The following is a 22,593-nucleotide window of genomic DNA, read 5'->3' as shown; positions in this document are numbered from 1 at the left end:
CCTCCCCTTTTAAAAACGACTGGACGTTTATTTTTCTTTTAAACTCATTAAATAGTCTGCTAGCTCATTCACTTGTTCATCTGTTAAGTCAGGATATGTACCACTCATCTTATTACCCGGCTTAACTTTTTCAGGGTCTTTTAACCATTTTTTGATATTTTCCTTGTTGTGAGGAAGCACCCCAGCTACACGCTCACGTTCAGAAAAACCGGCTAAGTTTGGTGCTTGACGAGCTTGCTCTGGACGATTGTCTTTGACGTCAACAGCATGACATCCGATACAGCTTTCATTAAAGACCTCTTGGCCAGCTTTTGCGGATGCTGTTTCTACATCAGGCTTTGCCTTTTTCAAATCTTTTGCCCACGTATCAAATTCATCGCTTGATACAGCCCGTACTTTAAAGTCCATAAGAGAATGAGATGGACCGCAAAGCTCAGCACATTTTCCGTAGAAAACCCCGTTAGCTTCCTTTGATTTTTTAGAATCAAACACTAGCCAGAATTTATTATCATTTTCTGTGTTAGCATCGAGCTTTCCTCCAACTGACGGAATCCAGAATGAGTGCTTGACGTCAGAAGCTTTAATGTTAAAGTAGACTTTTTTATCCGTTGGAACAACTAGATCTTGCGATGTAATAATTTTTTGATTAGGATACTCAAATTCCCACCAGTACAAGTTAGCGCGCACATTTACTACGACAGCATCTTTGTCCTTCATTCCTTTTACATCCGCTAGCTTAAATGTTGAGATGACCGTTGGAACAGTCAAAATAATCAGCAGCAAGATAGGGATCACTGTCCATATAATTTCTAACTTTCTGCTTCCCTCTACTTGCTTTGGAATCACATTTTCTTCGCCTTTACGACGACGAAAGCGCAGAATAACAAATATAAAGATAATGGTGACAACAATAATAACTAAAACCATGATGGCTGTACTAAGCAGCATAAGCGAATATTGTTCTTCAGCTACCTCACCTGCAGGCTTAAGTGTTGACAAAAACGGTTTTCCACAGGCCGATAACACGAATGCAAGCAGCGTAAATAACGACAAAACACGAAAGTTCAATCGCCATTTTTTCATACCATTCCCCAACCTCTCTTTCATTGACGTGATTTCATCTATGCCCTCTTGAGCATAAAACTTATTCCTTCTATAATGAATTCTACATGTAGAAGAAATCCCCCTTGTGCAGTGTCGCATTCAGCGAAAGATTTTATCTAGGCAAAAAGCGTTGCGACAATCATTGAGACAAATAAAATAGTTAAATAGTTTAGTGAGTAGACAAACATCATGCTAGCCCACTTTGTGTCTTCTTGTTTATTGTATTGAGCAAATCCTAAAAATAGCCATCCTATGTTTAAAACAGTGGCCAAAATTAGAAATGGAGTGCCTAATTCGTATAAATAAAGAGGTAATGGCAACAAACAAGCAATCCAAATGAGAATCTGTCGTTTTGTAAGCTCAAAACCGTGTACAACAGGCAACATAGGGATTCCCGCTGCTCGGTATTCTTCACATCTTCGCATAGCAAGAGCTAGAAAATGAGGCGGTTGCCAAATAAACATGATTAAAAATAACACCCAAGCCACTACATGTAAATTGGGATCGATAGCGGCCCATCCAATTAAAGGCGGGACAGCCCCTGATACACTTCCGATTACTGTATTAATTGTGTATAGTCTTTTGGACCACATGGTGTAAAGAACTACATATGTAAGTATTCCTGCTAATCCGATGAGAGCGGCTACGGAAGAAACAACTAGTAGCATAAGCAAGCCGGTTAACGTAAAACCGATTCCAATCCCAAGGACCGTCAAAGGTGTAAAACTCCCTGTCACTGTAGGTCGTCCCTTTGTTCGTTCCATTAGAGGGTCAATGTCACGATCTATGTAATTGTTCAAACTGCATGAACCGGCGATGATAAGTGAAGAACCTATTAAAGTAAAAAATGCTTTATCCAGGTTTTCTAAGAAGTGTTGTTCGTTGAAGAAAAGAGCTAGCCAAAAACCAGTAAAGGTGGTGATGAAATTTGAGTTGACTATTCCAATTTTAATCGTAGCTAAAAAATCTGACCAAACGGAACTATTTTCGCTTACATGAGCTGTGTTAGGCGATGCAGAAAGCGTTGAATCTTCCACCACTTTTGAATCTTCCATGGCGCTTCCTCCTTTACTCATCCACAGACTTTTATCTAGTAAATAAAGAGTCTATAAATGAAGGCGTTTTCAACATATTTTTACAAAAATCTCCCCTTTGTTCACAAAGAAGGCATATTCCTCTCATCAAAGCTACTTAAAAGCTTCACATGTAAACGATAAAATAGTAGAGAAATATCTATTTCTCATGTTTATTAAACCATATTTTGCCGTTACTTTGTGAAGAATTCATGAAAAAAATATGGATTTTTTTTGTCATGAGCTAAATGCATGTCCCTGTCACTTGTTAAAAGATATTTCTGCAAGTAAAATAGTTTTCTGTACGGTACCTTTTACATATCTGCAGAGTCAAACTCATGAACAAACCTTACACTTTCTACCATTATAACAAATTCAATCAAGTTTATGGAGAATAAATGAAATTTATGTTTAATATACAAAAAGATTAGGATAAATTGTTTAGCTCGTTATATTACTTACTTTGCTTTTAGGATGGTGATTATTGTGCGACTTGGATTAAAATTTTTATCCGTTGTGACGAGCATGGCCATGTTACTTATTCTACTTGGCGGTGCCCTTGTCACGAAAACTGGTTCAGCAGACGGGTGCGGAGATTCTTGGCCTCTGTGTAATGGACAGCTCATTCCTGACCCTTTAACATTTGAAACCGTTGTTGAATTAAGCCACCGCTTAGTTTCTGGCGTGTCGGGCTTTCTAGTGCTCGCTTTATGCGTATGGGCATGGATTTCACTAGGGCATATAAAAGAAGTTAGACCTTTAGCGTTTATCTCTTTTTTCTTCCTAGTACTGCAAGCATTAATTGGGGCCGCTGCCGTTATGTGGGGGCAATCAGATGCAGTGCTTGCCCTTCATTTTGGTATTTCCCTTATTTCGTTTGCTTCTGTGCTGCTGTTAACACTTATTATCTTTGAAGTGGATCAAAAGCTCGACGCAACTAATATACAGCTAGGCTCTAAAATGAAAAAACACATTTACGGGGTTATCTTGTACACATATGCCGTTGTGTACACGGGCGCGCTTGTTCGCCATAAAGAAGCTAGCTTGGCTTGTCCAGACGTTCCATTTTGTTCAAACGGAAACGGTTGGCTACCTGTTGATTTGAATCAGTGGATTCAAATGGGACATCGATTCGCTGCTGTTTTAACGTTTGTATGGATTTTAGCTTCCTTTATCCATGCAGTTAAATATTATCGCCATCAAAAAAATATTTTTTACGGATGGTTAGCTGCTCTCATTCTAGTTATTTTTCAGGCGGTTTCCGGTATGCTTGTTGTTGTCACACGTTTGCAGCTAGAGCTCGCGCTTGCTCATTCTTTAATTATCTCTTTCCTATTCGGTGTATTAAGCTACTTAACCTTACTTGCAACGCGTCATACACATAATTGATCAAAAAAGGTACGAGCTCAGAGCTCGTACCTTTTTTAATCAGCTTTCTAATTCAATTAATAAATCTCCCGGCTGAATGCCATCTCCACTCGACACGTGTACTTGTTTAATCACGCCGTCAAATGGTGCTTGCACGGTTGTTTCCATTTTCATTGCTTCTGTGATCATTAAGTGATCACCTTTTGAGACTTTATCGCCTTTTTCTACTACTACTCGAATAACGGTTCCAGGCATTGAAGCGCCGATGTGGGCCGGATTTCCTTGGTCGGCTTTTTGTTTTGCCGTAACGGTTGTTTTAACACTTTCGTCTTTAATCACGACTTCACGAGGCTGACCGTTCAATTCAAAGTATACCGCTCGCGTACCGTCTGCCTGCGGTTCTCCAATGGATACAAGGCGGACAATTAAGGTTTTTCCTTTTTCAATCTCAATTTCAACCTCTTCTCCTAAACGCATGCCGTATAGGAAAGTCGGAGTATCAAGAACAGAAATGTCCCCGTATTGTTCGACTGCTTTGTGATAATCCATAAATACTTTTGGATACAGCGCATAAGCAATGGCATCAAAACTCGTTACTTGACGATTTAAGTCTTTAAATAGCTTTTCTTTCACTGCATCGAAGTCCACATCTTCTAACAATTCTCCAGGACGAACTGTAATAGGTTTTCTGCCTTTTAGAATGATGCGCTGAAGCTCTTTAGGGAATCCCCCGTGAGGCTGCCCTAAATACCCTTCAAACAATTCAATAACTGAATCCGGGAAGTCAAGCGTTTCACCGCGCTCAAACAGCGTTTCTTCTGTCAAGTTGTTTTGAACCATAAACAATGCCATATCTCCAACTACTTTTGATGATGGCGTAACTTTTACAATATCACCAAATAACAAATTCACGCGTGAATACATATCTTTTACTTCATCCCAGCGGTTTCCTAAACCAACTGCTTTTGCTTGTTGCTGTAAGTTGCTATATTGACCGCCTGGCATTTCATGCACATATACTTCTGTATGAGGAGCGTTCATGCCGCTTTCGAAGTCTTGGTAATATTTTCGCACGTCTTCCCAATAGTAAGAAAGCTCTTCTAGATTTTTAATATCTAGATTTGGTCTGCGGTCCGCACCTTCTAATGCGTAATAAAGAGAGTTAGCACTTGGCTGAGACGTTAAGCCTGCCATTGAGCTTACGGCTACGTCTACAATGTCTACACCCGCTTCAATTGCTTTTGCATACGTGTATACACCGTTTCCGCTTGTATCATGCGTATGAAGGTGGATTGGAATATCAACCGTTTCTTTTAGAGCCGATACTAAATCATAAGCTGCCTGTGGTTTTAAAAGACCCGCCATATCTTTAATGCCCAGGATATGTGCTCCAGACTGCTCAAGCTCTTTTGCTAAGTTCTTGTAGTAATCCAAATCATACTTACGGCGCGTCGGATCTAAAATATCACCTGTATAACACATCGCTGCTTCTGCAATCTTTCCTGTTTGACGAACGGAGTCAATTGCAAGAGTCATTCCTTGCACCCAGTTTAAGCTGTCAAAGATACGGAAAACATCAATACCTGCATAAGCTGATTTTTCAACAAATTCTTTAATTACATTATCAGGATAGTTTTTATATCCAACGGCATTTGACGCGCGAAGAAGCATTTGGAAAAGAACGTTTGGCGCTTGTTGACGTAAAGTAAGCAAGCGATCCCACGGATCTTCTTTTAAGAATCGATAAGCAACATCAAACGTTGCTCCCCCCCACATTTCCATAGAAAATAAATCTGGAAGCAAGCGTGCAGTTGGGTTAGCTACTTGTTTTAAGTCGTTTGTACGGATACGCGTTGCTAAAAGAGACTGATGGCCATCACGGAAGGTTGTATCCGTTAATAGCACTTCCTTGCGTTCTTTCACCCAATTTACTAAACCTTCTGCACCTTTTTCATCTAAAATCTGCTTTGTTCCGTTTTGAATTGGTTTGCTTATATCCACACTAGGAACGCGCGGTTTCGTAAAGATCGGCTTTTTCTTTTCAGATACACCTGGGAATCCATTTACCGTAACATTCCCAATGTATGTAAGCATTTTAGTTCCGCGGTCTTTTCGCTTCGGGAAAACAAAAAGTTCAGGCGTTGTATCAATAAATGATGTATCATAAGCACCTGTTAAGAACTTATCATGCTTCACTACATTTTCAAGGAACGGAATATTGGTTTTAATTCCACGAATACGAAATTCTTTTAAGTTCCGTACCATTTTTGATGCGGCTTGATCGAATGTTAATGCCCATGTTGTTACTTTTACTAACAGTGAATCATAATAAGGCGTAATTACAGCACCTTGGAAGCTGTTTCCCGTATCTAAGCGTACGCCAAAACCGCCACCAGAACGATAAGCCATAATCTTACCCGTATCCGGCATAAAATTGTTTAACGGATCTTCTGTCGTCACACGAGATTGAATCGCATATCCATGTACGTGAATTTGATCTTGTGCAGGAATGGACACTTCCTTGCTGTGAATCGCGTAGCCGTCTGCAATTAAAATTTGCGATTGAACGATATCAATACCTGTAATCATTTCAGTAATTGTGTGCTCTACTTGAACACGTGGATTTACTTCAATAAAATAAAAATCGTTTCCTGACACTAAAAATTCTACTGTACCAGCATTTATGTACTGCACTTTTTCCATCAGCTGCACAGCTGCTTCACAAATGCGGAGACGTAAGTCTTCATCTATAGAAACACTTGGTGCTACTTCTACTACTTTTTGGTGACGACGCTGCACAGAACAGTCGCGTTCATAAAGATGTACAACATTTCCTTGTTCATCACCTAAAATTTGCACTTCAATATGTTTTGGATTTTCAACTAGTTTCTCGACATACACTTCATCATTACCAAAAGCAGCTTTTGCTTCTGATTTAGCACGGTCATAAGATTCATTCAGGCTGTCTGCATCGCGAACGATACGCATGCCTCGACCGCCTCCGCCCAAAGCCGCTTTGATCATTAGAGGATATCCATGCTGATTAGCAAATTCTTTTGCTTCGTCAATTGAATCAATAGGACCATCCGTACCAGGAATGACGGGAATATCTGCTTGAATAGCCTGATGACGTGCTTTTACTTTATCGCCAAACATATCAAGATGCTTGGATTTTGGGCCAATAAAAATAATACCTTCTTCTTCACAACGTTTCGCAAATTGGATATTTTCTGACAAAAAACCATAGCCAGGGTGAATAGCATCTACATCATGAGACTTAGCAATATCGATGATGCCTTCTATATCTAAATAAGCATCAATCGGTTTTTTCTCCGCTCCTACTAAATAGGCTTCATCCGCTTTGTAACGGTGATAAGAACCTGCGTCTTCCTTAGAATAAATTGCAACAGTCCGAATATTCAGTTCAGTACATGCTCGAAATACACGAATCGCAATTTCTCCTCGGTTTGCTACTAATACTTTTTTGATTTTTTTAGTTACAAAACTCATGTTGCTAATCTCCTCTCAATTTCGTATAAACTTCAATATATAGCAAAATTGGATAAAAGAAAAGCAAAAATCAATGGAAAATGATAAAATTCCAATAAATTTTTGCTTTTTTTACACAATTTTTTCACGAAAATCAATCGCTTGTTGTTGATGTATTGTTCGGATGTAGCACAATATTTTCCGTATTTTTCTGTTTTTTATTTTGATAATTTACGAAAAACGAAATATTTACAATAATTCCCATAGATACCATCAGCGTTAGCAGCGAAGACCCTCCGTAACTGATAAACGGAAGCGTGACGCCGGTAATCGGAATGAGTCCCGTAAGCCCACCAAGGTTAATGCCTGTTTGAATACCTATCATACTGGCTACTCCAATACAAATCATGCTAGCAAACGGATCCTGAGATTTTTTAGCCAGCATTAAAATCCTGAAAATTAAGAAGCCTAAAAGACCCAGCACGAGCATAACTCCAAAGAACCCTAATTCTTCTGCAATAATAGCCATAATGAAATCGGTATGGGGCTCCGGAAGATAACCATACTTTTGTACACTTTCTCCTAAACCAAGGCCTTTCAAGCCTCCTGTACCTATTGCTAAATATGAATTAACCAGCTGATAACCGGTTCCTTGAGCATTGGCAAACGGATCTGATGCACCGGTAAAACGGCCAATTCGATTGGCCGTAAACTGACCTGTAAAAAAACCAATTGTAATAATTACCGTAAGCAAAATGAGCCCTAGTGCTAGCATGCGGAAAAAGGTTTTTTTAGAGATTCCCGAACATAGCATAATGGTAACGGCAATAGCAAAAATAATTGATCCCGTTCCAAGGTCAGGCTGAATAGCTACAAAACCTAATATTAGAAATACAAGACCCATAGGTCCAAAAAAAGCTTTTTTGATATTATCAATATACTCTTGTCTTTTAGACAAAACATACGATAAGTACAAAATGACAACAAGCTTGGCATACTCAGCTGGCTGCATGTTTGCCCCGCCAAGCTTCAGCCAACTTTGCGCATTGTTACTCGTATGCCCCATTACAAATACAAGCAAAAGCAGTACAAAAATGCCCAGAATTGCATAAGGCAGTATTTTAGGATACAGCTTGTAAGGTGTTAGCATTGTTAAAATGAACAATACAAGCGTAAAAGCAAGCCACATCTTTTGTCTGTTGTAAAAGAAATCGCTTGACGTATGATATCTTGTAATACTTACAATCATACTTGAACTGTAAACCATAACTAGTCCAACCGCACAAAGAAGCAGCACTGGAATTACAATTGAATAGTCAAAATGCCTAAATATTTTTTTTACCATAACCCTCTTCCTTTAAAAATGACGTGTTTCTGTTTCGTTTCATCTTTTATGTACAAATTTGAGTAGATTAGGAAATTTCAACCACCTGTAATAAAAAACTCAAACTACGTTTGTATATAGTTTGAGTTTCGATCGCGTGATTTTTATTTTTTTGTAAACGCTTCATGCAGTGCAGAAAGTTCACGCTCGAGGCGGTCTAGCAATGTTTTTCCAACACGTTCATCAATTAAACCAAGACGAACTGCAAAATCAATTTCTCTTGATAAACCAAACATTTGTGTATCTAAAACCTCTTCATAAAGAGGACATTGTGGCATTGTTAAGTTATCCATTTGAACTTGAATTAATTGCAAAATCTTATCTGCATCAGCTTTTAACAACGCATACGCTTTTTCACGATGATCTATCATTGTCTCAGGCGTCAAACTCAATCCCTCCGTTCGCGAGCGATTACCTAATCTATCTCTCAATTTTAAAGGCTATGCTCCAAAAAAGCAAGGATAAACATGTCCGTGAGGCTGGCCGTCTTTTTTATACTGTTACTTTCTCAAAACCGTTACCATAGATGTAGGAAATTTCGCACTTTCGTTGACCTTTCCATTATATCATACGAAAATCACTCTCAACTAAATTTTTTCATCAAAGTGACAAATAAGTAGAAAGCGCTTATACTTTTAGCAAGGGGGCATTTATGATGAATTCAATTATTATGTTAAAAGGAAAAGTAAAATATACGCTGACACTCGACCCAAGCGTGTGGATTTTCGATGACCGCAAGCTCGATATGGACGTTTTCTTTGAACATCCACCGGAGCAAAAAGACGAGACAGAAGCGTACACAAAGGCTGTTTCGAAGCATTGGGACCGTGAAATTCAAGAGGGAGCCGTCTTTCCTCCTACGTTAAAAACCGAAAAGAAATTCAAAAAACAGGAGCTAGTAAATGGAACATTTGGCATTTTATTTGCACCTTTTCTAGCAAACGCTTCACCTACTGAAGAAGCTACCAACGTTTCATTTAAAACAAAAGATGCGCTGATTTCTTTTTCATTAGAAGAAGCGCAAAAACTAATCTTTGGTTTCAGCCAAGATGGAAAGCCTCTTAGAGAAGATGGGCCTATCTATGTCTATTTACCTGACGGATCTAACCGAAATAAACCTATTAAATATGTGGAAGAAATCATCGTTACATAATAAAAGAAGCGGGGTTCCACAAGGAACCCTGCTTCTTTTAAAGAATATCAGCTGCTAATTGTGCTAGCCCGGAGCGCTCTCCTTTGATTAACCGAACGTGGCCCGATACTTTTTGCTCTTTAAACTTTTCAACTACGTACGTTAATCCGTTGTTATACTCATCTAAATAAGGATGATCAATTTGAGCCGGATCTCCCATAAGGACAATTTTACTCTTTTCCCCCACCCTTGTTAAAATTGTTTTTATTTCATGCTTCGTTAAATTTTGCGCTTCATCAATAATAATGAACTGTTCCGGAATGCTTCGGCCTCTTATATACGTCAAGGCTTCCACTTCTATTGAACTGAGCCCAGCTAGAATCGCATCCAGCTCTCCAGGTTTTTTAGTGTTGAATAAGTACTCTAGGTTATCATAAATTGGCTGCATCCATGGACGAAGCTTCTCCTGCTTTTCTCCTGGCAAGAATCCAATATCTTTCCCTAAAGGAACAATTGGACGAGCTACAAGTAGTTTTTTAAAACACCCTAAATCTTCCGTCTGCATAAGTCCTGAAGCTAAAGCAAGCAGCGTTTTACCCGTACCTGCCTTTCCAATTAACGTGACCAGTTGAACGTCGTCTCTAAGAAGAAGTTCTAAAGCCATAATTTGCTGAACATTTCGAGGTTTGATTCCCCAGATATGATCATATTCAAATAAAAGCTTTTTTACTTTCGTTGTTGTTTGATCGACAATGCCGATGGCTGATCCAGATCCTCCAAATGCATCTTTCATCACTAAGAATTGATTTGCAAAAAAGGAGTGGTTCGCAATTTGAGACGTTAGCAGTTCTCCTTTTTCGTAAAATTGACTCAGCAGTTCTTTTGCAATATAGACTTCAGAAAAGCCTGTATAAATACTATTGAATTCCACTACTCGATCACTTAAAAAATCTTCTGCCCTTAAGCCGATTGCGTCAGCCTTCACACGTACCAACACATCTTTACTCACTAGTATCACTTCACGTCCATCTTCTTTTGTTTCCTCTTCAAGAGATAGATTTTTAGCAACAGCTAAAATTCGATTATCATTTGTTTTTTCCACAAAGATTTCTTGAAGCTGTTGAAAAGAGCGATGATTGAGTTCAATTCGCAAATGGCCCCCATTTTCTAAAGGGATTCTCTCATATAACTTTCCATGTTGTCTTAAGTTATCAATGAGTTTGGATACCTGCCTTGCATTTCGTCCGACTTCATCCATATTTCTTTTTTTCGAATCAACTTCTTCTAGCACAACGGCCGGAATCACTACTTCGTTATCATCAAATGAAAAAATTGAATGCGGATCTTGTAATAAAACATTCGTATCTAATACATAAATTTTTCCCAATAATTCAGCCTCCTACTCCGATTGTTTTTCCTGTAAGGAGTGAAACAAGGCACCCATCCATTTATATACTATGTAACGCACATGTGTGAAGTGACCTTAAATGGACGGACCATTTTCTTTAAATATATGAACACGTGTATAAAGATAGAAGAACTATTAGAAACTAAATACAAATTACTACAAAAAATGAGTCATTCATAAGGAGGAGTCTCCCACATGAACAAATTTTTTCTATCCATTAGCTTATGTTTTATTACACTAACCGGCTGCAACAATAACCAAGCAGACGTTGAAGAAGGGCAAAAAACAGATCGAATTGTACAGGTCAAAAATTCATCTCCTGAACGCTCTCACAAGCGTACTGCTAATGAAATATCAGCTCATTTAGTTGAACTGGCTTCAAGCGTTCCGAATGTAAATGATGCTACTGCCATTGTGCTCGGTAAGTATGCAATCGTAGGCATTGACGTCGGCAAAGATATTGATCGTTCAGAAGTAAGTTCAATCAAATATACAGTTGCCGAAGGTCTGAAAGCTGATCCGTACGGCGCTAATTCTGTTGTTATTGCAGATCCTGATACGGTCGCTCGGCTAAAACAAATTGGAAATGAAATTCGCAAAGGTCGGCCGGTTACAGGATTTTTAGATGAATTAGCAGCCATTGTAAACCGAGTAATGCCTGAATTTGCAGAAGAAATTCGCCGAAATCCTAGCTCAACAGATACAAACAATCAAAAACTAAATAATAAACAAGAGCAAAATTTAAAGAATGAGCAGGAAAAACAATCTAATAATCATCTTCAAAAAAATGAATAAGAAAGTCGCTTAGCGGCAGGCTGCTGCTAAGCTTTTTTTATCGCTTCAATTACTTGCTTATCGAGTTTAGCAGCTGCTACTGGATCATAGGTCTTTTCATATGAAGGGTTTACTGAAATCTTAGAACCATAGAACATGACATCTCTTACTTCATTAATATCTAGTTCGATTAGCGTCAGCTTTAAAGCTACTCCTTCTAAATTTTCTTGCACTACCTCAGCTATTCCGCTGATTGAGTAGCATGATTCATTAGCAAGAATATTTACCACTGCTTTATTCGTATGTTTAATGTTTTCTACAATCCTCGATTTGACATCTACGGCAAATCGAATTTTTTGTTTAGTCGGAGCTACTAACCACGAAATGGCACTAACATTTGGACCGTTTGTTTCAAAATCAATAGTTGAAATGGTTGCAAATCTCTCTGTCTGTAGCTCATCGTATAATGCATCTACTAATTGAGTCTCGACTTCGTTGGCCATTTTCATCCCTCCTACTGTTTATGTACTTACTAGTTACTATCTTCGAGCTAACAAGCAAAATTACCTGCTTCTTTAGGAATGTTTTCCTATCGTTCCTTTTCTACTGAGAGATAGCACCGCAAAAAAACTTTATAAAACAAGAATTTTCGGCTAGAATGATGTATAGAGAAGTTGAGGTGATAGAAATGAGAGTACAATGTGTCATGTGCGATAAAATTGAAACAATTGAGGATGAAACACTCGTGGCAAAACGACTGCGCAACCGTCCTATCCATACATATATGTGCAATGAATGTTCTGAACGGATTGAAAAACGAACAAAAGAACGCATAGCTACTGGTAACTTTAAACTATATGAGTCGAAAAAGACAGAGGAGGATTGGTAAGGTGCTCCGATTAGGAATAAGTATTGGCATGTTAAGTGGGATTATCCTTGGGTTATGTTTAAAATGGATAGAATGGCTAACCGGCAAACAAGTTTATACCCTTTTATTAAATGTTGATTTTATTCCTATCATTGGCCCTATTCAATGGTCTGAATGGGTAGAGTTTGTTTTTCATTTACTCATTGCCGTTGCAATTGGGATCGTTTTTGTTTACATAGTAGGTAAATTAAATAATATGTCTATTCGAAAAATCGTATTGTGTTCCTTTTTATTAACACTTCCAACCATTCCTTTGTATTTTCCGTTGACGCTGCTTGCGCTCAAGCCTACGCCTGCGGTGGATGATGCAGTAGCGATTTTTTATTGGACAGCTGGCCATTTAATTTTCGCAGCCGCTCTTGTCTTCGGCTATATCATACTAAAAAGACGCTTGTAGCTATAAGCGTCTTTTTATGTAGTCTTTTATGAACCCAACGTGGAGTTTTGCTTCTTAGCCTGATACAGCCGTATTTTATAAATAATCAATACAAGCGCTGCAACCACAAGCCCTTCAGCTACAGGTAAAAAAATGCCTAAAAACGTTAAGATCGTACATCCAAAAGCTAAAAATAGATAAATAACCACAGATTTTAAAAGCGGCAGCTTCTTTGCAAACCCGAGTTTGTACACGAGAACAGATAGCCCTAAAATGGTAAAGTATAACAGCCACATTCCTATTTTTGCATGTTCATCTACTTGATAAAGAGCAGCAAAAAATGAAAGGTGTTCTTTTACATCCATACTTCTTCCCCCTATTCCTTACTTTACATTATTCGATATAAGCCACCTTTTTCCTTTCCAAATTCTATCTTTATAGAACGCTTTCAAAAAATAGAAAATTCTGATATAATAGATAAAAAACAAGCCGCTAGCAGATAGAGCTAACGACTTACTTTTTTTATTATTTCGTGTCAGCGTATTTTTTCTTTTTCGCTGCTTTTTCACGTTCATTTTTATCAAGAATTTTTTTACGTAGACGAATAGATTCTGGTGTGATTTCACAATATTCATCTTCGTTTAAATATTCAAGTGATTGCTCTAAAGACATAATACGAGGTTTTTTCATACCTGTTGTTTGATCTTTATTAGCAGAACGCATATTCGTCATTTGCTTCATTTTACAGATGTTAACAACGATATCATTTTCACGAGTGTGTTCTCCTACGATCATACCTTCGTATACTTCTGTACCTGGCTCAACGAAAATTGTACCGCGGTCTTCTACGCCTTGGATTCCATAAGTAGATGATTTACCGCTTTCCATAGAAACAAGCACACCTTGACGGCGACCTCCAACTTGACCTTGCTGCATTGGTTGGTAGCTATCAAATGAATGGTTAATGATACCGAATCCACGAGTTAACGATAAGAACTCAGTTGTATAACCGATTAAACCACGTGCAGGAACCATAAAGATCAGACGAACTTGACCGCTGCCGTTGTTAATCATATCAACCATTTCACCTTTACGAGCACCCATCGATTCCATAATAGAACCTGTATGTTCTTCAGGCACGTCGATTTGCACACGTTCAACTGGCTCACAGCGAACGCCATCAATTTCACGAACGATTACTTCAGGTTTTGATACTTGAATCTCATATCCTTCACGACGCATGTTTTCAATTAAAATAGATAAATGAAGTTCTCCACGTCCTGAAACAACCCATACATCCGGTGAATCAGTATTTTCCACGCGTAAACTTACATCCGTCTCAAGTTCAGACATTAAGCGCTCTTCAATTTTACGAGATGTAACAAATTTACCTTCACGACCAGCAAACGGTGAATTGTTTACTAAGAACGTCATTTGTAAAGTAGGTTCATCAATACGTAAAATTGGCAGTGCATCTTGGTGGTCAAACGGACATACGGTTTCACCTACGTTGATGTCTTCCATTCCTGATACAGCGATCAGGTCTCCTGCTTTTGCTTCTTCGATTTCAACACGCTTTAAGCCTAGGAAACCGAATAATTTTGTTACACGGAATTGTTTTACCGTACCGTCAAGCTTCATTAATGCAACTTGCTGGCCTACTTTCATTGTTCCGCGGAATACGCGACCTACACCGATACGACCAAGATAGTCATTGTAGTCAAGCATTGCCACTTGGAATTGAAGTGGTTCGTCGCTGTTGTCTACTGGTGCTGGAATGTGCTCAATGATTGAGTCAAATAGAGACGACATGTTCTCATCTTGCTTTTCAGGGTTCGTGCTAGCCGTTCCGTTGATTGCTGAAGCATAAACAACAGGGAACTCAATTTGTTCCTCGCTTGCACCTAGTTCAATAAATAAGTCAATTACTTCATCGACTACTTCAGTTGGACGAGCAAAGTCACGGTCAATTTTGTTAACAACAACAATCGGCGTTAAGTTTTGCTCTAATGCTTTTTTCAATACAAAGCGCGTTTGAGGCATACATCCTTCGTATGCGTCTACTACAAGTAGAACACCGTCTACCATTTTCATAATACGCTCAACTTCTCCACCGAAGTCAGCATGTCCTGGCGTATCCATAATGTTGATACGCGTATCTTTATAATTAATAGCTGTGTTTTTCGCTAAAATTGTAATTCCACGCTCACGCTCAAGGTCATTTGAATCCATCGCACGTTCTTCAACATGCTCATTAGTACGGAATGTTCCGGACTGATGTAATAATTTATCTACTAACGTTGTTTTCCCATGGTCTACATGGGCAATAATGGCAATATTACGTAAATCTTTACGAATGTTCACGCATTTCACTCCTATGCTTGTAATAACTAAGCTATTATATCACACTAACTCTAGAATTGCAGAATGATTTTGTTGTACACTATAAATATCCGTTATAAATGGGAGGAATCAACATGAGAAACATTAAGTGGGTATTTGTTTTATATGCATTTATCGCAACTGCGGCAATTATGTCAATCGGCATATTTATCGGAGAAGGAAGCGCTCTCGGGGTCATTTTAGCTATCGCAGCTTTAATTGTTGTAATGGGCCTTGGCTTTACGACTAAGAAAAAAATGCGAGAAAAAGGGCAGCTGTAATTTTTTTTGCGATGATTGAAAGCGTCATGGCCATTTGCAACATCAAAATGGTTCATGACGTTTTTTCATCACAAAATTCTTTGACTACACGTAAGTCTTCACTTCTATTTTATTTATTCCACTTTCCTTCAAGGTACGTACGAAAGATTTCGTCATGTAATGTTGGTTTGCTTACAAATACACTGCTTTTTTCAAGAATCTCTAACGGCTTTCCTTCTAAATCCGTCATAACTCCTCCAACTTCTTCAATCAATACTTTACCGGCAGCAAAGTCCCATGGAGCCAAACGTAAAGTAATGTATCCATCCAAGCGTCCAGCCGCTACGTAAGCAAGCTCAATAGCTGCGGATCCATAGGAACGGGTCCCTCTTACTTTACGCACAAGCGGACTTAATACGGAAGGATCAATACGGCGGTTCTCCGTCACCCATGTTGCATTTAGGCTAATAATAGCTTGTTCAACTGGTACAGGTTCAAGTTTCGGCAATTGGATGTCATTCATAAACGCGCCCTGTCCTTTTAAAGCATGATACAGCTCATTATGAATAACATCATAAATATAACCTGCTTGTCCTACACCATTTTCAAATATACCGATGGAAATAGCAAAATTTCGCTGCTGATGAACAAAGTTCATCGTCCCGTCGATTGGATCGATAATCCAAATCGTTCCTTCTTCTGATTCAAGCTCTTCTCCATATCCTTCTTCTCCGAGAATATGATGTTCGGGAAAGGTTTCATTGATTTTTGAGATAAAAAACTGTTCAATTTCTTTATCCATATTTGTTACTAAATCATTTGGATTCGATTTCGTTTGAATGAGAAGTTCTTTACTAAACGACTGTTGAATTTTTTGTCCAGCTTCTTTTAGCCACTCTTTAACGTATGTATCAATTTCTTTCCAGCGTTGCGTCATCTCAATTCCCCCTCAAAAATACGTCTCTTATTTAAGCTTAAAAAAACCTCTGCAAGATGTCAATTAACAGAGCACGTGGGAGAAGAACTGCCGCTTCTTCTCCCACGTGCTCTGTTACCACTTATGAATCTGCTCATTCAGTTTAATCCTTTTTTACAGTTTACCCTTATTTGTTCTATTTTATTCCCGTATCTGCTACTGAAGAGATATCATTTCTTCACGAAGTTTCTCGAGCTTTCGCTTACATTTTTGTTTTTGTTCCTCATTATTCTCCATCATGGCTTCATATAACGTCGCTAACTCGTAATCTAACTCCAAACGAATTACACCTAATCTTTTTTGTCCATCATTCTTCTTATACATATTCACCACTTGTTTCATGTTTCAAACACCCCTCTCAAATTATTGAACCTGCTTATAGAAAACTAAATTTTCAGATATTTTGATTGATATAGTCTATGTCGAAACCTAATCTCATGTAACTAAATTGTGTGATTACCTATAAAAAAATGATAGACACGTTTTGACAAGCATATGCGAATTAATTGGTGTTTATGCTTTTCATGTGGTAGAATCTTCGCGTAAATCATACTTACTTGCATAGATGCACAGCAGCTATACATATTCACTAAAAAACGGAGGTTTCACATGGCATTCTCAGGATTTTCACAAGATGACTTTAACGTATTCCGTATCGAGGGACTTGATGCACGTATGGAAGCCATCAAGACAACGATACGCCCAAAATTCGAACAATTGAGCAATCATTTTGCTCCGACTCTTTCTTCACTTTGTGGAGATGAAATGTTCGTACACATTGCCAAACATGCACGAAGAACAGTTAACCCGCCAGCAGATACGTGGGTAGCCTTTGCTAACAGTAAACGCGGGTATAAAAAGCTCCCTCATTTCCAAATTGGCCTTTGGGAAACACATGTCTTTGTGTGGTTCGCCGTCATTTACGAATCACCTATTAAAGAACAATTTGGAAAGCTGCTAAAACAAAACATTGAGGAGATTCGTCAAAATATCCCTGCCTCGTTTGTTTGGTCGAAAGATCATACAAAACCTGATAGTGAAAAAATGGGCGACTTATCTTCTGAAGACTTAGAGAGTTTGTTTGAACGTCTAGAAACGGTTAAAAAAGCTGAGATCCTATGCGGCATTACGATTCCAAAAGAAGAAGCGATTGCAATGAACGGCGAAGAATGGATAGCTCGTATTGAACAAACATTTCATACGGTAACTCCATTATATGAACTAACTAAAAAAGCATATGCATAATTTTAACGAATTGATATAAAAAAAATGGAGCCAAGCTTGGCTCCATTTTTTACATTTTTATGATGTCTCCAGAAGAAGCAGCCTTTGCTTTTTGAATCGTTCGATAAGAAGAGTATTTGCTTTGGTCTTCAAAATCGTTACAGATTGTTTTTTCTTCTGCTTTACTTGGCACAATTTCTTTAAATCGGCGATAGACTGCCATTAGGTGATCACGCTCAATACCTTTTTCATAAGCACGTTCAATGCTTTCAAAAAACTTCACTACATCAATAATTTCTTCTGTACTCCAATCAAGGGAGATAGGGTATTGATATTCCACTTCTCATCACTCCATTTATTTCTTCAATCTATGTATATCTATATTCTTAACTCTATCACAATCTATAATGTACACAAAATTTATTCTCTTTTCACACAAAAGAATTTCTCCTTTTTTTTCTTTTTATTTTCTCTTTAAAATATCTTTGCAAATGGGTTAATAAGTGCTATAATTCTTTTGTTTTATGGGGATTTTCAAAACATAAAGAACTATAAAATAATGAGTAATAAGCAGTTTACAATTACTTGTATTTTTTAAACTAAAAATTGTATTTATATTATCAAACAGTAGTAAACATACACGTTTCATTCATTTATATAATGGTTAAAATCAAGAAAACTGCCGAGTAGAATTTCTGTTGAATTTCTTTTATAGAAAAAAGATCTGATATTTTAATATGTAGAATTCAACAGCCACTAGTTTTTGGTATATAAAATTGAATGCTGTAATTTGATAAAAAAACAATCAAAGTCCCTCTAAGCTTTGCTTAGAGGGACTGACAATTTATAATAAAAGAGGTGTATAGCAAAGTTGTCTTCTCAATTCTCAACTCCATTATTTACTGGATTGGTTAATCACGCTAAGAAAAACCCAACACAATTCCATATCCCTGGACATAAAAAAGGAAATGGAATGGATCCTGAATTCCGCTCATTTATTGGCGATGATGCTTTATCCATTGATTTAATTAACATCGGTCCTCTTGATGACCTTCACCAGCCAAAAGGCATTATCAAACAAGCGCAGGATTTAGCTGCAGAAGCATTTGGTGCTGACCATACTTTTTTCTCTGTTCAAGGAACGAGCGGAGCAATTATGGCAATGGTTATGGCGACATGTGGGCCTGGAGATAAAATTATCGTTCCTAGAAACGTGCATAAATCTGTTATGAGTGCGATTGTTTTTTCAGGAGCTACGCCTATTTTTATTCACCCTGAAATTGACGAAAATCTTGGCATTTCTCACGGTATTACATCGGACTCTGTAGAAAAAGCCTTAAAGCAGCACCCTGAAGCAAAAGCAGTGCTTGTTATCAATCCAACTTACTTTGGAATTTCTGGAGACCTTCGTAAAATCGTAGAAATTGCCCACTCGTATCAAGTGCCTGTACTTGTTGATGAAGCTCACGGCGTTCATATTCACTTCCATGATGATTTGCCTCTGTCTGCTATGCAGGCCGGTGCAGACATGGCAGCAACAAGCGTGCACAAACTAGGCGGCTCTATGACGCAAAGTTCAATTCTAAACATACGCGAAGGCTTAATCTCTCCAAAACGTGTACAGTCTATTTTAAGCATGCTGACAACAACATCAACATCTTATCTGCTGCTGGCTTCTTTAGATGTTGCACGAAAACGTTTAGCCACAGAAGGAAAAGAGCTGGCTGAACGTGCAATTTCTCTTGCTGAACAAGCACGAAAAGAAATTAATACAATTGAGCATATCCGATGTATAGGCAGAGAAATTTTAGGCACAAAAGCTACGTATGATTTAGACCCTACTAAATTAATTATTTCTGTTTCAGATTTAGGAATTACGGGCTATGACGTAGAAAAATGGATGCGTGAAGCTCATAATATCGAAGTTGAAATGTCTGACCTTTATAATATTCTATGTATTATCACGCCTGGAGATACAGAAGAAGATCTTTCACGTCTGGTCACGGCTCTGCGTGAGTTATCTGCAAAATTCCATAATCTTTCTGAGACAACGGCAAAACCGGCTATTTTATTGCCTGATATTCCTGTATTGGCTTTAACACCTCGCGATGCTTTTTACGCTGAAACCGAAGTGGTACCTTTTCATGAGTCGGCAGGTCGTATTATTGCAGAATTTGTGATGGTCTATCCTCCTGGTATTCCTATTTTTATTCCTGGGGAAATCATCACTGAGGAAAATTTAACCTACATTGAAACAAACTTAGAGGCAGGTTTACCAGTGCAGGGTCCGGAAGATTTTGAATTAAAAACATTTCGTGTCATTAAAGAACATAAAGCAATTCAATAAAAAAAAGGTGCGAATTTCCGCACCTTTTTTTATTGAATTAATCTAAATCTTCATCTGCTTTTTGACATTCTCCGCTTTTACATGTTGAGTATAATCGCGTCACTTTCTCATCTTCGAAATGATCAATTGTGCAGTTACATGTTTGACATACGATTGTTCCCATTTTGTAAACTCCCCTTTAACCGTCTTTTTTGTAAGCGTTTTACAACTCTTGATATTATATTATTATGTCACATTAAATATGTCAACAACTAATTAGTATGTCACATTAAAAATATTTTTCTCATAAATGTTATATTTGTTTTCAAAAAGCTGAACGCTTAGCATCATCTCTATTTATATGAAAAAACAATGTCTAATTTCACATCTATTTCAGCACTTTAAAATAATTACGAAAAATAAGAATTTGAGCTCTTGCCTTTTTTTCTTACTAATAGGGTAGACATTTCATACAAACTTTACTAGAATGTATAACCATGTGGTTTCATGTATAGCTAAAAAAGTTATATGAGAAACTATGTTATGTAAAATAGAATAGGAAAGGAGTGATAATCGATGAAAAAACTGACTCCTGTTTTTATCATTTCGGTTATTATTGCTGCAGTATTTATCGTATGGGGTGTTATTCCAGAATCTGTGCTAGGAAGCGCAGCGCTTACACCCGTCACATCGGCAATACATAGTTTTATCATCGAGAAATTTGGCTGGTATTACTTATTAGCAGCTACATTATTCTTAGTTTTTACGCTGTACTTAATTTTTTCAAAGTACGGAAACATTAAACTAGGTAAACCTGACGAAAAGCCTCAGTATGGTTATGTCTCGTGGTTTGCCATGTTATTTAGTGCTGGTATGGGGATTGGACTTGTATTCTGGGGTGTTTCAGAACCAATCAATCATTTTCATACTCCACCTTCTGGTGAAGGCGGTACAGCAGAATCAGCTCGTGCAGCTCTACGTTATTCGTTTTTCCACTGGGGTTTACATCCTTGGGCTATTTATTCCGTTCTTGCACTGGCCCTTGCATATTTTCAATTTAGAAAAGGTTACCCGTTCATAATTAGTAATATTTTACGTCCACTATTAGGAAAACGTGTTGATGGACCTCTTGGAACGATCATAAACGTCCTCGCCGTATTTGCAACTATTTTTGGGGTGGCAACATCTCTTGGACTAGGCGCTATTCAAATTACCGGTGGAGCCTCTTACTTGTCGCCAAGTATTGATAATAATTTCACGACTCAATTAATTGTTATTATTATCGTGACGTTCTTGTTCATGCTGTCAGCACAGACGGGTCTGAACAAAGGTATTAAGTATTTGAGTAACATTAATATTGTTTTAGCTATTCTGTTAATGCTATTCTTGTTATTTGCAGGTCCAACCAACTTTATTATGGACTTATTCGTTACAACAATTGGCAGCTATATTCAAAACTTGCCGTCGATGAGTTTTCGATTGAGCCCGTTTGATAATAGCACCTGGGTTCAAGATTGGACAATTTTCTACTGGGCATGGTGGATCGCTTGGGCACCGTTTGTTGGTACGTTCATTGCTCGTATTTCACGAGGTAGAACCATTCGAGAATTTTTAATTGGTGTACTAGCTGTTCCTACCGTATTTGGTGGATTATGGTTTGCTGTATTCGGAGGTTCTGGGGTCTACTTAGACTTTTTTAAGGATCTTCCTGTTATGGATGTTATCAACAATAAAGGAACAGAAGTTGCTTTATTCTATGTACTTGAACAGTTTCCATTTGGTACGTTCATGTCTATTGTCGCTATTTGCTTAATCGCTACATTCTTCATTACATCAGCTGACTCAGCTACATTTGTTTTAGGAATGCAGACAACAAATGGTGATCTAAATCCTTCAGGCTCTATTAAACTTACGTGGGGCTTAATTCAATCGTTAACAGCAATCATTCTGCTTTGGACAGGTGGTTTGGACGCGCTCCAAACAGCTGCGATTATAGCAGCGCTTCCATTCTCAATTGTGCTGGTGCTAACGGTCTTTTCATTAATGAAAGCATTTAAAGAAGAAGGCGCATTGAAAAGAGAAAAGAAATCTGTGTAAGACAAAAAAAGCGTTAGCTTATATAAGCTAACGCTTTTTTATGCAATCTTACGCCGTACAAAATAAAATTAGTTGATAACATGTCAAGCAAACAGCTGAAGTTGTACCCGTCATCATAAGCGCCAGTCTTTTAGATTTGACGTTCATTTCTGCTATGCCGTAAGCTAAATAAGCAAATACTACAAATAAAATAATTTTAGATGTCAACTGATCACGTTTTGATAGCAATTCAACCAGTGAATAACCTATCCAAATAACAATGTGTAAGCTCCAAACGAAATACGTCTTCATA

Annotated in this window: 23 protein-coding genes; 9 read left to right on the top strand and 14 right to left on the bottom strand. The window is 38.0% G+C overall.

Annotated elements, in window-relative coordinates:
• Nucleotides 1-27 precede the first annotated feature (27 nt).
• Both coxB and cyoE read right to left on the bottom strand, forming a co-directional pair.
• Nucleotides 28-1,083: a cytochrome c oxidase subunit II gene (coxB, locus tag ACN6NE_RS17810; protein WP_016763448.1), complete on the bottom strand. Its 1,056-nt coding sequence runs from the start codon at nucleotides 1,081-1,083 to the stop codon at nucleotides 28-30.
• 137 nt (nucleotides 1,084-1,220) lie between these two features.
• The gene (cyoE, locus tag ACN6NE_RS17805) at nucleotides 1,221-2,159 is read right to left on the bottom strand and encodes a heme o synthase (RefSeq protein WP_129707159.1); all 939 of its coding nucleotides are present in this window, start codon (nucleotides 2,157-2,159) and stop codon (nucleotides 1,221-1,223) included.
• Between the two features lie 504 nt (nucleotides 2,160-2,663).
• Here cyoE and ACN6NE_RS17800 point away from each other — a divergent pair.
• Nucleotides 2,664-3,566, top strand: a complete 903-nt coding sequence (locus ACN6NE_RS17800) for a COX15/CtaA family protein (protein ID WP_129707157.1) — start codon at nucleotides 2,664-2,666, stop codon at nucleotides 3,564-3,566.
• A gap of 39 nt (nucleotides 3,567-3,605) precedes the next feature.
• On the opposite strand, the gene pyc is transcribed toward ACN6NE_RS17800, so the two are convergent.
• The 3 genes from pyc to ACN6NE_RS17785 form a co-directional block, all read right to left on the bottom strand.
• Nucleotides 3,606-7,055, bottom strand: a complete 3,450-nt coding sequence (gene pyc / locus ACN6NE_RS17795) for a pyruvate carboxylase (RefSeq protein WP_129707155.1) — start codon at nucleotides 7,053-7,055, stop codon at nucleotides 3,606-3,608.
• A 133-nt stretch (nucleotides 7,056-7,188) separates the two neighbouring features.
• A complete protein-coding gene (locus tag ACN6NE_RS17790; protein WP_129707153.1) occupies nucleotides 7,189-8,379 on the bottom strand; it encodes an FtsW/RodA/SpoVE family cell cycle protein in 1,191 nt (396 codons plus the stop codon).
• Nucleotides 8,380-8,522: 143 nt separating this feature from the next.
• Nucleotides 8,523-8,789: an Fpa/YlaN family protein gene (locus ACN6NE_RS17785; protein ID WP_370506486.1), complete on the bottom strand. Its 267-nt coding sequence runs from the start codon at nucleotides 8,787-8,789 to the stop codon at nucleotides 8,523-8,525.
• A gap of 281 nt (nucleotides 8,790-9,070) precedes the next feature.
• Here ACN6NE_RS17785 and ACN6NE_RS17780 point away from each other — a divergent pair, with 281 nt between their 5' ends.
• Nucleotides 9,071-9,571 (top strand): peptidyl-prolyl cis-trans isomerase, encoded by a 501-nt coding sequence (locus ACN6NE_RS17780; protein WP_129707150.1) that lies wholly within the window; start codon nucleotides 9,071-9,073, stop codon nucleotides 9,569-9,571.
• 37 nt (nucleotides 9,572-9,608) lie between these two features.
• On the opposite strand, the gene ACN6NE_RS17775 is transcribed toward ACN6NE_RS17780, so the two are convergent.
• Nucleotides 9,609-10,937 (bottom strand): PhoH family protein, encoded by a 1,329-nt coding sequence (locus ACN6NE_RS17775; protein ID WP_129707148.1) that lies wholly within the window; start codon nucleotides 10,935-10,937, stop codon nucleotides 9,609-9,611.
• Between the two features lie 216 nt (nucleotides 10,938-11,153).
• On the opposite strand from ACN6NE_RS17775, the gene ACN6NE_RS17770 reads away from it, so the two are divergent.
• Nucleotides 11,154-11,753 carry a YhcN/YlaJ family sporulation lipoprotein gene (locus tag ACN6NE_RS17770; protein WP_013056071.1) on the top strand — a complete coding sequence of 200 codons (600 nt, stop codon included), beginning with the start codon at nucleotides 11,154-11,156 and terminating at the stop codon, nucleotides 11,751-11,753.
• 26 nt (nucleotides 11,754-11,779) lie between these two features.
• Here ACN6NE_RS17770 and ACN6NE_RS17765 read toward each other — a convergent pair whose 3' ends face one another.
• Nucleotides 11,780-12,235, bottom strand: coding sequence for a pyridoxamine 5'-phosphate oxidase family protein (locus ACN6NE_RS17765; protein WP_129707146.1), 456 nt, complete (start codon nucleotides 12,233-12,235; stop codon nucleotides 11,780-11,782).
• 185 nt (nucleotides 12,236-12,420) lie between these two features.
• Between ACN6NE_RS17765 and ACN6NE_RS17760 the strand changes: the two genes are divergently transcribed.
• Both ACN6NE_RS17760 and ACN6NE_RS17755 read left to right on the top strand, forming a co-directional pair.
• Entirely contained in the window at nucleotides 12,421-12,621 is a 201-nt protein-coding gene (locus ACN6NE_RS17760) for a YlaI family protein (RefSeq protein ID WP_013056069.1), read from the top strand.
• 1 nt (nucleotide 12,622) lies between these two features.
• Nucleotides 12,623-13,057, top strand: coding sequence for a hypothetical protein (locus ACN6NE_RS17755; RefSeq protein WP_129707144.1), 435 nt, complete (start codon nucleotides 12,623-12,625; stop codon nucleotides 13,055-13,057).
• Between the two features lie 26 nt (nucleotides 13,058-13,083).
• On the opposite strand, the gene ACN6NE_RS17750 is transcribed toward ACN6NE_RS17755, so the two are convergent.
• Both ACN6NE_RS17750 and typA read right to left on the bottom strand, forming a co-directional pair.
• The gene (locus ACN6NE_RS17750; RefSeq protein WP_013056067.1) at nucleotides 13,084-13,401 is read right to left on the bottom strand and encodes a YlaH-like family protein; all 318 of its coding nucleotides are present in this window, start codon (nucleotides 13,399-13,401) and stop codon (nucleotides 13,084-13,086) included.
• Between the two features lie 160 nt (nucleotides 13,402-13,561).
• Nucleotides 13,562-15,400: a translational GTPase TypA gene (typA, locus tag ACN6NE_RS17745; protein ID WP_013056066.1), complete on the bottom strand. Its 1,839-nt coding sequence runs from the start codon at nucleotides 15,398-15,400 to the stop codon at nucleotides 13,562-13,564.
• Nucleotides 15,401-15,513: 113 nt separating this feature from the next.
• Here typA and ACN6NE_RS17740 point away from each other — a divergent pair, with 113 nt between their 5' ends.
• Nucleotides 15,514-15,699, top strand: coding sequence for a YlaF family protein (locus ACN6NE_RS17740; RefSeq protein ID WP_016763441.1), 186 nt, complete (start codon nucleotides 15,514-15,516; stop codon nucleotides 15,697-15,699).
• A gap of 109 nt (nucleotides 15,700-15,808) precedes the next feature.
• Here ACN6NE_RS17740 and ACN6NE_RS17735 read toward each other — a convergent pair whose 3' ends face one another.
• Entirely contained in the window at nucleotides 15,809-16,615 is an 807-nt protein-coding gene (locus ACN6NE_RS17735) for an inositol monophosphatase family protein (RefSeq protein ID WP_016763440.1), read from the bottom strand.
• A gap of 195 nt (nucleotides 16,616-16,810) precedes the next feature.
• Nucleotides 16,811-16,996, bottom strand: coding sequence for a hypothetical protein (locus tag ACN6NE_RS17730; RefSeq protein ID WP_013056063.1), 186 nt, complete (start codon nucleotides 16,994-16,996; stop codon nucleotides 16,811-16,813).
• A 267-nt stretch (nucleotides 16,997-17,263) separates the two neighbouring features.
• Between ACN6NE_RS17730 and ACN6NE_RS17725 the strand changes: the two genes are divergently transcribed.
• Nucleotides 17,264-17,899 carry a YktB family protein gene (locus ACN6NE_RS17725; RefSeq protein ID WP_057238635.1) on the top strand — a complete coding sequence of 212 codons (636 nt, stop codon included), beginning with the start codon at nucleotides 17,264-17,266 and terminating at the stop codon, nucleotides 17,897-17,899.
• Nucleotides 17,900-17,948: 49 nt separating this feature from the next.
• On the opposite strand, the gene ACN6NE_RS17720 is transcribed toward ACN6NE_RS17725, so the two are convergent.
• Nucleotides 17,949-18,218 carry a UPF0223 family protein gene (locus ACN6NE_RS17720; RefSeq protein ID WP_013056061.1) on the bottom strand — a complete coding sequence of 90 codons (270 nt, stop codon included), beginning with the start codon at nucleotides 18,216-18,218 and terminating at the stop codon, nucleotides 17,949-17,951.
• Between the two features lie 531 nt (nucleotides 18,219-18,749).
• Between ACN6NE_RS17720 and ACN6NE_RS17715 the strand changes: the two genes are divergently transcribed.
• Nucleotides 18,750-20,225: an aminotransferase class I/II-fold pyridoxal phosphate-dependent enzyme gene (locus ACN6NE_RS17715; protein WP_129707142.1), complete on the top strand. Its 1,476-nt coding sequence runs from the start codon at nucleotides 18,750-18,752 to the stop codon at nucleotides 20,223-20,225.
• Between the two features lie 37 nt (nucleotides 20,226-20,262).
• Here the strand turns inward: ACN6NE_RS17715 and ACN6NE_RS17710 are convergent, their stop codons facing one another.
• Nucleotides 20,263-20,388: a GapA-binding peptide SR1P gene (locus ACN6NE_RS17710; RefSeq protein ID WP_013056059.1), complete on the bottom strand. Its 126-nt coding sequence runs from the start codon at nucleotides 20,386-20,388 to the stop codon at nucleotides 20,263-20,265.
• A 392-nt stretch (nucleotides 20,389-20,780) separates the two neighbouring features.
• Here ACN6NE_RS17710 and ACN6NE_RS17705 point away from each other — a divergent pair, with 392 nt between their 5' ends.
• Nucleotides 20,781-22,301 carry a glycine betaine uptake BCCT transporter gene (locus ACN6NE_RS17705; RefSeq protein WP_129707140.1) on the top strand — a complete coding sequence of 507 codons (1,521 nt, stop codon included), beginning with the start codon at nucleotides 20,781-20,783 and terminating at the stop codon, nucleotides 22,299-22,301.
• A gap of 48 nt (nucleotides 22,302-22,349) precedes the next feature.
• On the opposite strand, the gene ACN6NE_RS17700 is transcribed toward ACN6NE_RS17705, so the two are convergent.
• Complete coding sequence (locus ACN6NE_RS17700) at nucleotides 22,350-22,592, bottom strand: hypothetical protein (RefSeq protein ID WP_205654915.1); 243 nt, start codon at nucleotides 22,590-22,592, stop codon at nucleotides 22,350-22,352.
• Nucleotide 22,593: the final 1 nt, after the last annotated feature.

The sequence above is a fragment of the Priestia sp. 53B2 genome, assembly GCF_056099005.1.
The sequence above is the reverse complement of the archived record's forward strand: the minus strand, read 5'-3'. Positions and strand labels throughout refer to the sequence as shown.

Excerpts from the sequence above, each read along its gene's own strand:
- ACN6NE_RS17780 (WP_129707150.1), top strand. The coding sequence starts at position 9,071 with ATGATGAATTCAATTATTATGTTAAAAGGAAAAGTAAAATATACGCTG.
- coxB (WP_016763448.1), bottom strand. The coding sequence starts at position 1,083 with ATGAAAAAATGGCGATTGAACTTTCGTGTTTTGTCGTTATTTACGCTG.
- ACN6NE_RS17770 (WP_013056071.1), top strand. The coding sequence starts at position 11,154 with ATGAACAAATTTTTTCTATCCATTAGCTTATGTTTTATTACACTAACC.
- ACN6NE_RS17735 (WP_016763440.1), bottom strand. The coding sequence starts at position 16,615 with ATGACGCAACGCTGGAAAGAAATTGATACATACGTTAAAGAGTGGCTA.
- ACN6NE_RS17785 (WP_370506486.1), bottom strand. The coding sequence starts at position 8,789 with ATGATAGATCATCGTGAAAAAGCGTATGCGTTGTTAAAAGCTGATGCA.
- ACN6NE_RS17730 (WP_013056063.1), bottom strand. The coding sequence starts at position 16,996 with ATGAAACAAGTGGTGAATATGTATAAGAAGAATGATGGACAAAAAAGA.
- ACN6NE_RS17790 (WP_129707153.1), bottom strand. The coding sequence starts at position 8,379 with ATGGTAAAAAAAATATTTAGGCATTTTGACTATTCAATTGTAATTCCA.
- ACN6NE_RS17725 (WP_057238635.1), top strand. The coding sequence starts at position 17,264 with ATGGCATTCTCAGGATTTTCACAAGATGACTTTAACGTATTCCGTATC.
- ACN6NE_RS17765 (WP_129707146.1), bottom strand. The coding sequence starts at position 12,235 with ATGGCCAACGAAGTCGAGACTCAATTAGTAGATGCATTATACGATGAG.
- cyoE (WP_129707159.1), bottom strand. The coding sequence starts at position 2,159 with ATGGAAGATTCAAAAGTGGTGGAAGATTCAACGCTTTCTGCATCGCCT.
- ACN6NE_RS17710 (WP_013056059.1), bottom strand. The coding sequence starts at position 20,388 with ATGGGAACAATCGTATGTCAAACATGTAACTGCACAATTGATCATTTC.
- pyc (WP_129707155.1), bottom strand. The coding sequence starts at position 7,055 with ATGAGTTTTGTAACTAAAAAAATCAAAAAAGTATTAGTAGCAAACCGA.
- ACN6NE_RS17750 (WP_013056067.1), bottom strand. The coding sequence starts at position 13,401 with ATGGATGTAAAAGAACACCTTTCATTTTTTGCTGCTCTTTATCAAGTA.
- ACN6NE_RS17740 (WP_016763441.1), top strand. The coding sequence starts at position 15,514 with ATGAGAAACATTAAGTGGGTATTTGTTTTATATGCATTTATCGCAACT.
- ACN6NE_RS17705 (WP_129707140.1), top strand. The coding sequence starts at position 20,781 with ATGAAAAAACTGACTCCTGTTTTTATCATTTCGGTTATTATTGCTGCA.
- ACN6NE_RS17700 (WP_205654915.1), bottom strand. The coding sequence starts at position 22,592 with ATGAAGACGTATTTCGTTTGGAGCTTACACATTGTTATTTGGATAGGT.
- ACN6NE_RS17760 (WP_013056069.1), top strand. The coding sequence starts at position 12,421 with ATGAGAGTACAATGTGTCATGTGCGATAAAATTGAAACAATTGAGGAT.